The following is a 13830-nucleotide window of genomic DNA, read 5'->3' as shown; positions in this document are numbered from 1 at the left end:
AATTAACATTCACTCAACATATATTATCGGCCAGATAACCTATTTCTGCAATGCATATTTTTCCATCAATGCATAAAGTGTGGGGCGTGTGATTCCAAGTAAACTGGCTGTGTTTGACATGTTTCCATTTGATATAGAATAAGCCCTGCTAATTGCTTGTTTTTCCGCTGTTTCTCTCACTTTTTTCAAGTTCAGTCCGATAGATTCTTTGTTTTCATCAATAATAAGATTGAGATCTTGAGTGTTGATTTGTTTTCCATCTGACATTATTACTGCGGTTTTTATTTTGTTTTGTAACTCTCGGACGTTTCCAGGCCAATTGTGTTGGAGCAGTGCATGAATGGCATCATCGCTTAGACCGTTTATATTTTTACCAAGTTGTTGGTTACAGCTTTGCAAAATAGATCGAGCAAGCAATATTATATCTTCGCCACGCTCTCTCAGAGGAGGAATATTAATCGAAATCTCACTGATGCGATAGAAAAGATCTTCTCGAAACTCTTTACTTTCAACCATTTGTTGTAAGTTTTGGTGAGTAGCGCAAACAATTCTAACATCGACAGGAATATCTTCTCTTCCACCTACTCGCGTGACCACTTTTTCTTGTAAGAAACGCAATATTTTGGCTTGAAGTGAATAGGGCATATCACCAATTTCATCTAAAAAGAGTGTACCGCCCTCAGCGCATTCAATTTTTCCCTTAGTGGTTTTATGAGCGCCGGTAAATGCGCCTTTTTCATAGCCAAATAATTCACTTTCAAGTAGGTTTTCTGGAATAGAAGCACAGTTAATGGCTACGAATGCGTTTTTCTCTCGCAAACTTAAATTATGAATCGAACGCGCAATTACCTCTTTACCTGTACCACTTTCGCCAAGTAGTAAAGTGGTGACTTCTGTTGGGGCAATACGATCTACTAAACGACAAACTTGTTGTATTTCAGCACTATCACCAATAAAACCATTCTTATCAAGAGAATAGCGTTTAAGGTTTTCGTTTTCTTGTTCGATATTTGCCAGAAAAAAAGCTCTATTGATAATAACGGATAATATTTCGTCATCGATAGGTTTCTGATAAAAATCATGCGCCCCCATGCTTATAGCTTTTAGCGCATTTTCTTTTTCATCGTTTCCGGTAATGACAATAACTTTGGTTTTTGGAGCAAGCGTCAAAATTTCTTGTAGTGTGGCAAGCCCTTCACTGGCATTATCTTCATCTGGAGGGAGGCCTAAATCGAGTGTGACTACTCTTGGTTCGTGGCGACGAAGAGCCGCGATAGCTGTTACTCTGTCGGTTGCCGCTACGAAGCTATAATCGGAAAAAGTCCACTTAAGTTGTTTTTGAATGCCAAGATCATCTTCTATAACAAGTAGTGTTTCCATTTAATTCTATTCCTATATATCCCAAGTTGAATATTAGCTGAGTTGGGCGCAATGAGACAACATAATATTTATTGCATATGCAGCGGTTAAGCTATTTACTGAATTTCATAAATAAATTATTCATTTATGAGACATTTTTGGTATATCGGTTACAAGTTATTTTGTTCAAACGGTATATGGAGTAGAAATTTAGTACCTTTACCCGGTGATGTTTGTACTTCGACATAGCCACCTAACTGTTCAATCATTTTTTTCGCATCGTAGGCACCGATTCCCATTCCTGAGTTGCCTTTTGTGGTATCAAAAGGTTTAAAAAGCCGATGCTCTACAAAATCATCAGACATACCTTGGCCGTTATCTTCAATACAAATAGTATAAACGTTATCGTTTATGGATGTAGCAACGCGCACCCAATCTTGATTGGGGGTCGCTTCCTGAGCGTTCTGAATGATATGTGCGATAGTACTGCCAAACCTCTCTTTATCGGTCGTAATTGATATGTCGCAACTAGTGTGACTCACAAAAGAGGGGATAGGCTTTGATACGGATCTTTCGGTACAAATTTGCTCAACTAACTGGTCCAAATTAAAGGTTTCATTGAAATTAACGTCGATATTTTTCTTTTTCAAATGGTTAACCACTTTGGTTAGCCGAGCAACAGATGAATCGATGGTTTCAAATGCATCATCTATAAACTCAGGATTATGTCGGTGACGTGTGGCATTTTTTGACAGTAATTGCAGCTGAGCCAGTACATTTTTTAGATCATGAGCTAAGAACGCTGACATACGATTAAAGGTATCGAATTGTTGATTCTCCGCCAATGTTTGGTTGGTATTATGAAGGTTAAGGTAGACCGATAACTGTTTGCTTATTGCCCACATTAAATCGCGATCTTCCCAATTTAATGAATGTGTAGAGGTTGGTTTTGAAATGAAACAGGCACTGCCAATACCGGATTGACTAATAATAGGAACGATATAGCTAAAACAGCTGAGTTCTGACAACTGTTGAGCGTCAAACTCAAATGGGATTTTGCTATTATCTTGTTTCAGTTCATTTATATCGATTATCCATCGTTGGCTAATGGCTTCTTTTGCTAAGTCACGTAAAATCTGCTCATTCGGCTTATAATCGATGTTGAGGTTATAACACGCTCGTTGTTTTAGTTTGCCGCTTTCTACTGTGGCTAGCATGCCATATTCGCAGTCAAAAGGGCGGATCATGGCATTAAGAGCGATTTGATAAGGAGAGTCGATGTTTTCTTCTAAAACTGAAGCAAAGCGCATCCATTCTTCACGATATTCATATTTATTGGCGTAGAAATGTTTAGTGATAAACACTTTGAGCTTTCGTCGTAATACTTCTGATAAAAATAGACTGGCTAATAGCAGGCCACTCAGTGCAAAAAAGATATTCTGTACGGCACTACCCCAATTACCTCCTGCATAGCGAATGTAATATCCAGCCATTGCCATGACCAACAAATAAGCTCCAGCAACCAGTAGTAAAGTGCCTTGATAGACGACATCTCTTGAGATATAAACGCGGGTTGACCAGTGTTTCACTCTACGAGTAGTAAGGAGAATAAAAGGTAAAGTAAGTAATGTGACCCATCCTCTACCATACCAGAATCCGGTATCAATAATATTGGTTAGCAGGGCATTCGCATATAAAGAAAAATCATACGCATAAGTCATGCCTAAGCCTAAACAAAGTGGCTTTATTGCCCAGCGATGGTGTCTTTCGGTTCTACGATACAGCTGTTCAATTAACCACAGGCCAATAACCGATTGGGTTAGGTGGAGCATTAAAATGTGGCGGTAGTCGAGCCATAGCAACCAAGGATAAGCGAGTTCAAATAGTAATATTAGGCTGAAAAACAGGCTGATTGTTCTAACTATGGGGTCAGAGACGAGCAGTGCTGATAATCGTTTTTTATCGGTTAGCGCACTGGCAAGTAGAAGAAACCAACTGAGATTACGCACCGTTTCTGAAGCTAGATGTTGTATTAAGGAATACTGATACTGGATTTGTAAGGCAGAACTTAGTGCCCATAAAGAACCGAGAGAAAAAGAATACAATAGAATACGGCGTTGGAGACTATGCTGCTTGGTCGTGAGTAATAATAAGAATAGAAAGAGAAATCCCAACGAGGTTAATGTATAACCTGCAACACCAAACAGTATATCCAACGTTCAATCCTTTTAATTTTTAACAGGTGCCATTACTTTTAGGTGCTCAATGGCTTCTAACTGAATAATAGTTTACCTAAATTGTTTTTTTTTAATAGCTTGTTGTTAACAAAAATGCTTGGCAAATAAAAAACCTCTGCCAGAGTAAAGGCAGAGGTTTGAGAGGCTTAAAGCTTTTAGTTTTTATTAGGTTCTAGTCACACTATCTTAATTGCAGTATCAGAAATATTACAGTGTGAGAACTTAACCTTGTTGCTTACGGCGACGTTGGAAACCGGCCATACCAAGGAAAGCTAGACCCATTAGGCTCAGCATTCCAGGTTCTGGAATAGTTGCCATAGAATAGTTACCAGTATTCTGTGTAAAGAAGTCACCGCGGTCAGCAGTTAATTCATCATAAGTTACACCAAGACTAGCGAGTAAGGCGTCCAAAGTGTCGTTAGATTCAGATACAATTTGGTTAGTAGAACTTGAGTAACCAAAGTAATATGGTTCATCTTCTGGATAAAGACCCAATAGATAAGAAAGTTCTTCATCGTCGGTAAATACGCCATCTTCATTTACGTCAACAAAGAAGTAGTCTTCTGCTGCTGAGGTAATTTCAAATTGGATATTGATCTGACCATTTTGATCGCCATCTAAGTTTAAATCACCAGTACCATTAACAATTTCAGCTGTTAAAATTAAGTCATCGCCCGAATACCAGTTGATCGTTTTTCCAGCATCGAACGCAAAGTTCACTTCGTCTTCACTAGCATCATAGCTAGTGTAATATCCTGTCCAATCTGTGAACTCAGCGGTGATCGGGTTGTTGTAATCCTGTAGGTCCCAAACCTGATAATCAGGGTATGAAGCAAATTGGTCGCCAGCATCGGTGCCGTTGTAGTAGTAACTACCTACATAGAGATAACCATAATCTGTGAAGCTAGTTAAGCTTGCATCAGAATCGGTATAGCTGTAGCCATCGAAGTTAATATAGTCGACTGCTAGAATAACACCACTAGTAGTACCACCACCTGCAGAGTTAATACCCCAAGTTGAAAGATCATCTAAGCTAACATAAGCTGCGTTAGCTTGACTACTTAGTAGTAACGCTCCACTTAGTGCTAATGTTTTAATTATCTGCTTGTTCATAAAAGCCATCCTCAGTTTTTTTGATTTGATGTCACTATCCCTTAGATTAAAGCAATTTTGATGCCAGCTATAAAAATTATTTTTTATTGTTTAATATCAGATGGTTATAAAGCTTGCTGTGTGAGGTGTTAACGGTCTGGTGACTAACTGTAAAAATAACTGTCACCTTTGTTTGACTTATTGCTGCCAGTTAATTATCAATATTAATATTAAGTTTCAGAGCATTAATTTATATTGTTAATTTACATGAACTTATAATTGAGTACTATATCTATTAATGCGCCCGGACAAGGTTGTAAAATTTTCTGACACTTGTCATTGTGGCGTATGTTTATCTTTATGGTGTGCCTGACATTGGCTTAACAATGGCTTGACATAACCATTAAGTATTTTATTTATTATCCGCAAGTAAACCATGGATATATTTGTTTGCCATTTTCGGATATTTGTCCTTTGAGTAATATGATTATTACGTATATTACTTTTTAATTATCAAGCGGTAATCGGCATCAAAAACTATATAACGAGAGGTTCTGATTGCTTTTATAATACGACACAGTCCTATTTTATTTGATATAGGTAGAATATTCATTTTTTTTTGAGTAATTCATTCTCCTGCTTTAGTTAATTGTTATATACTAATTTTACTTACTTAAATTAATTTTATTACTAAATAAGGAGTATTGTGTGGTTGATACTCATACTAAAGCACCGGAGCTAAACGGAAGGAATGTACCTGTGGAAAGACGTAAAGATGTGCGTATTTCTAAAGACAGTACAAAAGATAAACCTGAGGTGCGTGCTGTGACCTATAAGATCGCGGTTGAAAAACAAGAATTGGAAAAAGCATTTTCATTGGTATGGGAAAACTATGTAGAAACAGGGTTACAACAAAATGATAATTTAGGACTTCGTTTTACTAAATATCATTTGTTACCAGATACACGAGTATTTATTGCCAACTTTCATGAAGAACTAGCCGACCAAAAACCAGAAAAATACACAGGTAAAGGTATCTGTGTGGGTACTGTCACCCTAGTTATGGATGGACCCATGGGTTTACCTATGGAAGAATTTTGTGGCGAAGCTATCGATAAAATGCGAAAAGAAGGCCGTAAAGTTGCTGAAGTGGTTGCATTTGCAGTTGACCCAAAATACACCAAACATAAAGTTTTCTTGCATATGTTTAAGCTATTATTTCAATTTGCTGCAATGAAAGGCGTTACAGATATATGTTGTTCTGTTACAGAAAGACATATTCGATTTTATAGAAGAGTTTGTTTATTCGAACCAATTGGTGAATTGACGCCATATTCAGCCGCTTATAAGCATAGAGTTCAAGGGCATAGGTTAGATATTAGCAGAGCAAAAGAAAGGGCTAAAGAATTTTACGGTGGTCGTGAGTTTGATGCGGATTTATTTCGTTTCTTCTTTGGTGAAACATACAATCGCCAGAAAGGGGAAGGTAAACCGTTGTCTGAAGAACATATTGAATATTTTGCCAATAAAAAGACCAAATTTATAGAAACATTAGAAGGACAAGAATTAGAGGTGCTCCGATCTGAATATAATAAAGTCGGGATGTCATTTCCTTTTTAGATGTTGGTTTTTAGAGTATTAATTATTCTGATAATAGTACAGTAGTTTCAAGACGATAATATAGTCAACAAAAATTCCAAGGATATAATAAAGGATAGAAATAACGATGGATAATGATGAATATTATAAATTAGCGGTTACCCGTAATCTCGGACTTGTTAATGAGCAAGAACAAGAAATATTAAAAAATGCTCGAGTAGCGGTAGCAGGATGTGGTGGGCTAGGCGGCAGAGAATTAATCGATTTAGTAAGAATGGGTATCGGTGCGTTTAATATTGCTGATTTTGATGAATTTAGTATTAAAAACATTAATCGTCAGATAGGTGCGACTTCTAAAACGGTGGATCAGTCAAAAGTAGAAGTAATGGCTGAATTATCTCGTGATATTCATCCTGGCGTTGACATCACCGTATTTGATAAGGGGATTCAACCAGAAAATATCGATGAATTTGTTCGCTCTGCTGATGTTATTGTTGACGCGGTGGATTTTTTTGCGATGCCTGCTCGACTTCTTTTGTACAGAACCGCGAGGAAGCATGGCAAACCAGTGGTGTTTTCTGCTCCACTAGGTTTTTCAGGCACATTAAACGTATTTATGCCGGATGGGATGACTTTCGAAGAGTATTTCGATATCAATGATGACATGGATTTGTTTGATCAGCTTATTGCCTTTACTGTTGGTGTAGTACCGTGGGGCACGCATTGGAAATACATGGATACCGGTAAGGTTGATTCTTCTGATCATGCTGGACCGTCGTTATCTTGCGCTTGTAATATTGCAACAGGCATGTTGACTGCCGAAGTTCTTATTTTACTACTCAACAAACGACCACCGATGGCAGCACCACATTATGCTCAGTTCGACCCTTACCGTTGTGTGTATAGAAAGGGTAAATTACGTTGGGGTAATAGAGGTCCATTGCAACGTATAAAGAGAATATTAGCAGCGAAGAAATTTGCTAGTCAGCGTCACTTATTAGATCAGAGTTAATTATTAATTTAATGGCTGCGTTGAATCAATTTGAACAAGTTCAACTTGATTCAACATGGTCTTTTCAGTGATCAGATTTTAAGGTGGTTTAAGTGGCAACTATGATTGATCGTGATGTATTACTTGAGTTTGTTTCTGCTGGTATCCGGGCATCTTCTCCCGATAACAGTGAACCGTGGAAATTTAAACTTACGGATGATGGTATTGAGTTATATCTCGATAAACGATTTTTAGGGATGTTTTTTGATGTTAACTGCTATGCAAGTTTGTTAGGTTGTGGTGGTGTAATAGAAAACATTCGCCTCACGGCGTCGACAAAAGGCTATCAGACCAGCATTACTAAATGCTCTGCTACTCAACCAGAATATAAGGTCGCTTCTCTTTCGTTTCAACCTAGCCAAGATATCCAAGTTGATCCTTTAACCAGTGCTATATATCAACGTAGTACTCATCGAGGATTTTACTATCGTGACCAAGTTATCTCACCGACCATTATTGATAATTTAGAAACAACCGTAAAACAATCATATTCGGATGCATATATTCATTGGTTTACTGGCGAACAAAAAAATCAGTTAACGGATATTATTACCGATACTGATCGTCTACGTTATACCCATCAAGAGTTGCATAACGATTTTTATTCTAAACTACGCTTTGGCAAACAGAGTGATGTGAAAAACGATGGTTTAGCAGTCGACACATTGGGATTAGAGCGAATATTTTGTTGGGCGCTGCCATTATTGAAATCTTGGTCTTTTGTCAAACTACTGAACAAATTCGGCATGCATTACTTTATGGCCTTTAGAGGCGCTAAAATGCCATTGCAAAATGCCGCTCGTGTTGGAGCATTAGTTATGCCAAGGCATGCTGATACTCTCTCTAAAGGGACTGCTCTACATCGCCTGTGGTTAGCAATCAACGCCAATCAAGACTTATACTGCCAACCGTTTGGCGCTCTACCGCTATTTATTTACCGAATGAACGAAGTAGCCGGAGAAGGCTTCGATGAACAGCAAAGAAGGTTTTTAGCCACTGAAATAAATAAACTTAATCAACTTATCGGGTTAGATTCCGATAGCGAACAGGTGATTATTATTTTCCGCATTGGTTACTCAACGCCACCTGCTGCTTATTCTAGACGTCGTCCAGTTGAGAGTTTTTTGTTACAAGATTAGTGGTTCGCATAAAGAGAACACCAAACACAATTCCTGTAATGTTAGCCAAAAAATCATTAATCGAAGGCTCTCTTAGTGGAACGAGTGTTTGGGCCAGTTCAAGTAACAAGCTGTAAACAGCAATAGCTAGGCAAGATAGTATTACGCCTTTTCTGGATGAAAATAGCCATAGTGCACTGCAAATTAATAATCCGTAAGCAGCGAAATGGGCCAATTTATCTAAGTGTTCAATACCATAACTATTGAGATCGGGGACAGGCGGAGGATCGTCAACGGAATCATCAACCAGAGATAAGTAGCCAATGAGTACTGTACAACTTGCTAGTAACGCTACTTTGAAAAACTTAACAATATCATCCATCATTTCAGACTATCCAACATCTCACTTAAATAACTAATCGGAATGGCATAAGTAATAGCACTTGGATCAGATAATAACGATTCCTTACTTGATTTTACCAGTACTTTATTAATTATCGCAATCACTTCACCTGTTTCAGGGTAATAGACTGGGCTACCACTATTTCCTGGGTAGGCGGTAGCGTCTAGTTGATACACTAAATATGGGTTGTTTTTAAGTCTTTTCAGCTGTTTTATTGATAGCTCTTTAGACGAGCGAGCTGGAATAGCAATGGGCGTAATACTGGAAATAATCCCCCGATGGGTAACAGGATATAGCCCTAAAACTGAGCCTATCGGATAACCAGTAAAGCTAATATCTTGGCCTTCATGCACTGATTTACTCGACAGTTGCATAGGGTTTAGCGCTTTACCACTAATCTGTAATATCGCAATATCTTGCTCTTTGTTAATAGCAACAACTTCCGCAGAACGAATTTCAGGGCTACGGCCTTGGCCAACAAATACCACGAGTTTCTGCTTTTTTCCCAAATCTAATTGTTCAGGGACAACGTGCGCGTTTGTAGCAACATATTGGCCATTAGCAATGGCGAAGCCTGTGCCTAAAAAGCGAGAATTCGGTGATGCTAATCTACTGTATGTACCAACAGCAACGATAGAAGGCTTAATGGACGCAATGGTTTCTGGCAGCCCCGCTAAAGCAGTATTGATGCCTGAAAATAACAATGCAAAGCAGTAAAGTAATCGCAATAATGTCGTCATTTGATTGATTTATTTGGCTTATTTACCCGTCATATTTCCTTTATCAAACTATTTCTTTTATCAAACAAAGAAATATGACGGTAAAGTGGTTAATAATCTATAATTTACTCTCTAAAGTCTGTTTTAGAGAAACGAAGTTCGGTTCTTCAGTATTGATACCAGCTAATACTGTTCTAGCCAAGTCGTCTTGATTATTTTCGATTAAACTTTCTGCATAATGCAGTGCTATTTCAGTATTATCAGGTAGCTGCTCGTAAGCTGATTGTAACACCTTCACCGACTCGTTAGTTTGACCCGTTTTCAATAAACTATAACCATATGTATCAGAGACTAATGGACTCTTACTAGCCAGTTTATAAGCTTGTTCTGCAAGTGTGTGTCCTTTTTCAAATTCACCACTATTAATATATAGCCACGCGAGATTATTAGCGGCAACAAAGTTTTTTGGTTCTCTGACAATAATGGTTTGATACTTTTCAATTGCGGCTTGTGGGTTTGACCTAATCTGTAGATCAGCGAGCTTAATTTCTAATGCTCTTGCTTTTTCCGGTTCTTTGGCGATGACATCTTCCAAAAAGTCTACCGCTTGTTGGCGTTGATCGTTCAAAACATAAATCGAGGCGAGCTCATTGGCCGTCTGTAATCCTGGCTGTTTGTTATATCTTAATTTATGGACTTCAATTGCAGCGGGTAAGTCATTCTGCGCTATATAAATTAACCCTTGTAGTTTTAACCCTAGCGGCGTTTCTTGCGCTTGTTTATCTAAACTATTCAACACCAGTTGACTATTTTCTGGCTGGCCTGCTTTTAACAATAGACCGGCTTTCATCATAGGGAATCGAGGGTCATTAGGGAAAGTGGTTGCTGCTTTATCCGCTATATTGACACCAACAAGATATTTTCTCGTCATTTCCTTAATGTTGATGTTTCTAACATAGGCTTGTGGATTTGCTGGAGTGAGAGCAAGCCATTGTTCATACGCGCGTTCTGCATCTGTCCATTTTTTTTGTGTATAGTAAACATCACCGATTAGCTGCCAAGTTTTAGAACCTTTATCCGTATCTGGAATATTTTCTAATAAATTAACCGCATTCGAAGCTTGGTTATCTAATGTTAATGCACGAGCTTTTTGATGCAATAAAGTAATGTTCGACGGATCGTCTGCTAATTGTGTATCGATCAATTCTAGTACTTCTGAAATACGATCCAGCTGTTTACCAGTTAACAGTAAAATTTGATTTGCCGTAGTATTAGTCGCTTCTTGTAGTTTTGCTTGATAGGCCATTTGATAGGCTTTATCAAACTCTTGTTGCTCAGCTAATAGTTGCGAATAGTAAATTAACGCTCGTACATTATTGGGTTCAGATTCAAGTACTGATTTAAAAATAGCTTCTGATTGTTCTCTATTGCCTTCTGCTTTAAGTATTTGTGCTTTAAGTAATTGTGCATCAAAATTTTCTTTGTTGTTGGATAATAATTCATCCGCGATCGTTTTTGCTTCTTCGAAACGACCAAACTTCAAATAATAGTAAGCTAAGCCTACGCGAGTTTTGTCAGTATTAGGTTGTTGAGCAATCGCGGCCTGAATATTGTCAAAGCCACTCTCATCATCTCCTGACAACTTAATTAACCCAAGCATCAGTTCATCTGTCGAATTACCTGAGTTTTCTGATACTTTCTGAACCAGCTTCAACGCTTCTTCATCTCTACCTAATTTAGATAGTTGTAAACTGGCAGTGGATAAAAACTGGCTATCATTTTCAGATTCGACTTTAAAATCATTCATTGATTCGATAGCTTCATCTATATATCCCAAATGAAGTTCTGTCGCGATATATAATCTTCTGGCAAAGTGATTCTCTGGCAATTGAGATTCTATTTGTGAAAGTCGACTGTACGCTTGCTCAAATAGTTTTAACTGATAAGCCGAAACTCCCGCAATAAGGGAAGTTGATATTTGTTGTGATCCGTTTTGCAAGGCTCTATCGGCGTATTCTTTGGCTTTAGCATAGTCTTTACGATCATATTCGATAGTGGCCTTAAGCTCATTACTAATAGTATGGTTTGGGGCTTGGGCTAGGATGTTATCTATATATTTTTCTGCGCTATCAAACTGCTTTGCATAAACCAATGATCGAGCGATATAAATAGTATATTGAAATGCATCCGGTGTTAATTCATAGGCGGTTGTATAACTAGTCACCGCATCGTCATATTGCTGTTTTGCACTATCTAAATGGCCTTTAAATAACCAAACATCACTGTTGTCTTTTGTTTCAGCTAAAATACTTTCAACTGACACCATAGCCGTGTCGATATCGTTTTTAGCAGCGCTTAATCTAGCTTGAGCTAACTGAGCGTATAAGCGAGTATCACCCGCATCCTTTACTCGTTTGATTGTTTCTTCTGCGCCAGATACATCCCCAATGTTTAGTTGCGACAGAGCTTTTAGTGATAATAATTCTGTTTGTACTTCGTTATCGGTAATTGAGGCGTCATCAATCAATGTAATTGCTTCATCATTTCGGCCTTGGGCTGCGATCGTTCTAATTAATGCAGGCAATACAGTATCTAATTGAGCTCCCAGTTGTATAGCTCGAGACAATTCTTTTTCCGCACTAAGGTAATTACCACGATTTAAATAGATTTCGCCCAACATTATTCTTGGTTGAGCTTCTTTAGGGGTAGATTGAATTGCATTTTTTAATTCAATGATCGCTGAATTGACATCTTTCTCTTGCAGATATTTTTCAGCACTTTCTATATATTTATTGGCATAAGTCGTGCCACTAGTAATAACTGCAGTAGAAACTAGACTAAAGAATGCAATTTTTTTTAAAACCTTGTACGCTTGATAAGACATAATGTTCCTTGTACTTGCCTAACAATTGGGTCAACTTATTCATAATAGACTTAAAATTTGCTGCATATAAGTGGTAATGTGTTTTTTTTCTTTGTTCTCATATATTTTACGCTTAAAAGGCTATATTTTTACCGAACGACTCGATATCGTGAGTGACAATTTTATTACTCATAATATGAGAGATATATAAGGAAGTATTTTGACAGTGCGAAAACGTAGTAATATTCAATGTGAGTGGTTTGAAAACCCTGATCGACAATGGTTAGAAAAAGCTTGGATTGAGCTGGAACAAGACACTCAAGCTAGTTTCTTTTTAAGTTGGTTGTGGATTGGCACATGGTTAGATACTTTTGTTGAAAATTTTACCGTTATTGAAGCAAGACGAAATGGAAAAACAGTAGGTTTAGGAATTTTAGTTACTCAACCCTTTTTATCTAAAATGAATCCATTTAGACGTAAGCATTATTTGCATCGAACAGGGATAGGTCAAGAGGATCAGATTTGGATAGAATACAATGATTTTCTAGTCGCCAGCGACCATGCAGCCGAGATTCGTACAGCGATGCTTTCTAGCTGTGCTTATTGGATGAACAAATCGGATGCATTAATTGTTGGTGCATGTGGGACTAAAGATTTCAGTTTTACCAAGCAATTGGGTTTATTAGATCGAACAACGTGGGAAACAACTCACTACTTTTTACAGCTTGAGCCTCTTAAGCAAAGCAAAGATGCATTGCTCAAATCTATTTCACGAAGCGCACGTTATCAAATTACCCGCAGCTTACGAAAATATAGTGAAATTGGTGACATAAAGATAGAGAGAGCGACTACGTTTCCAGAAGCCGTAAATTTGTTATCCATAGCAGAACCTTATCATAAAGCTCGCTGGGGAAATGGTAAGCAAGGAAGTGGCTTTTATAATTCTAAGTTTATGAAGTTTCATATGAAATTAATACAGAATGGGCTCTCAACCTCTGCTATTGAAATAAACCATGTTCGAGCTGGAGATGAGACGATTGGCATTGTTTATAATTTTCGATACAAGAATAGGGTGTATTTTTATCTTGGAGCGATGAATTACAAACACAGCGAACCTCAATATAAACCCGGGTTAGTTGCTCATTATTTATTGATAGAAAAAGCAATAGAAGAAGGGGTTGATATATACGACTTCATGGGAGGTGTTGCGCGCTATAAAGCGACATTTTCTGATGTGCAGGGTAATTTGGCGGTATATCAATTCGAACATCCGCGACCTCTACTTTCTTGTGAAAATCAGATCCGAAAAGTTAAGCAAAAGATAATCGAAAAGAAGCAACAACATTATTGCAAATAATAATGGATGCCAAACTAGCTTACTGGTGAGGG

Annotated in this window: 10 protein-coding genes; 4 read left to right on the top strand and 6 right to left on the bottom strand. The window is 37.8% G+C overall.

The window, feature by feature from the left end; genetic code table 11:
- Window positions 1-39 precede the first annotated feature (39 nt).
- The 3 genes from prsR to R3X26_RS00690 form a co-directional block, all read right to left on the bottom strand.
- Complete coding sequence (prsR, locus tag R3X26_RS00700) at window positions 40-1380, bottom strand: PEP-CTERM-box response regulator transcription factor (RefSeq protein WP_317715203.1); 1341 nt, start codon at window positions 1378-1380, stop codon at window positions 40-42.
- A gap of 149 nt (window positions 1381-1529) precedes the next feature.
- On the bottom strand, window positions 1530-3575 hold the full coding sequence (gene prsK / locus R3X26_RS00695) for an XrtA/PEP-CTERM system histidine kinase PrsK (RefSeq protein ID WP_317715202.1): 2046 nt from the start codon (window positions 3573-3575) through the stop codon (window positions 1530-1532).
- 243 nt (window positions 3576-3818) lie between these two features.
- The gene (locus R3X26_RS00690; RefSeq protein ID WP_317715201.1) at window positions 3819-4709 is read right to left on the bottom strand and encodes a PEP-CTERM sorting domain-containing protein; all 891 of its coding nucleotides are present in this window, start codon (window positions 4707-4709) and stop codon (window positions 3819-3821) included.
- A gap of 687 nt (window positions 4710-5396) precedes the next feature.
- Here R3X26_RS00690 and R3X26_RS00685 point away from each other — a divergent pair.
- The 3 genes from R3X26_RS00685 (at window position 5397) to R3X26_RS00675 (ending at window position 8477) form a co-directional block, all read left to right on the top strand.
- The gene (locus tag R3X26_RS00685) at window positions 5397-6308 is read left to right on the top strand and encodes an N-acyl amino acid synthase FeeM domain-containing protein (protein ID WP_317715200.1); all 912 of its coding nucleotides are present in this window, start codon (window positions 5397-5399) and stop codon (window positions 6306-6308) included.
- Window positions 6309-6414: 106 nt separating this feature from the next.
- Window positions 6415-7299, top strand: a complete 885-nt coding sequence (locus tag R3X26_RS00680) for a ThiF family adenylyltransferase (RefSeq protein ID WP_317715199.1) — start codon at window positions 6415-6417, stop codon at window positions 7297-7299.
- Between the two features lie 92 nt (window positions 7300-7391).
- Window positions 7392-8477, top strand: coding sequence for a hypothetical protein (locus tag R3X26_RS00675; RefSeq protein WP_317715198.1), 1086 nt, complete (start codon window positions 7392-7394; stop codon window positions 8475-8477).
- Here R3X26_RS00675 and R3X26_RS00670 read toward each other — a convergent pair.
- From R3X26_RS00670 to prsT, 3 genes are all read right to left on the bottom strand, one after another.
- Window positions 8437-8841 (bottom strand): VanZ family protein, encoded by a 405-nt coding sequence (locus tag R3X26_RS00670; RefSeq protein WP_317715197.1) that lies wholly within the window; start codon window positions 8839-8841, stop codon window positions 8437-8439. The genes R3X26_RS00675 and R3X26_RS00670 overlap by 41 nt on opposite strands.
- A complete protein-coding gene (locus tag R3X26_RS00665; RefSeq protein ID WP_317715196.1) occupies window positions 8838-9599 on the bottom strand; it encodes a serine protease in 762 nt (253 codons plus the stop codon). The genes R3X26_RS00670 and R3X26_RS00665 overlap by 4 nt, the downstream gene beginning before the upstream one ends.
- 97 nt (window positions 9600-9696) lie before the next feature.
- Window positions 9697-12462, bottom strand: a complete 2766-nt coding sequence (gene prsT / locus R3X26_RS00660) for an XrtA/PEP-CTERM system TPR-repeat protein PrsT (protein ID WP_317715195.1) — start codon at window positions 12460-12462, stop codon at window positions 9697-9699.
- A gap of 205 nt (window positions 12463-12667) precedes the next feature.
- Here prsT and R3X26_RS00655 point away from each other — a divergent pair, with 205 nt between their 5' ends.
- Window positions 12668-13798 (top strand): GNAT family N-acetyltransferase, encoded by a 1131-nt coding sequence (locus R3X26_RS00655; protein ID WP_317715527.1) that lies wholly within the window; start codon window positions 12668-12670, stop codon window positions 13796-13798.
- Window positions 13799-13830: the final 32 nt, after the last annotated feature.

It is taken from the genome of Vibrio sp. TH_r3, assembly GCF_033101115.1.
Classification (GTDB): domain Bacteria; phylum Pseudomonadota; class Gammaproteobacteria; order Enterobacterales; family Vibrionaceae; genus Vibrio.
This window is presented reverse-complemented; position numbering and strand designations above follow the sequence as displayed.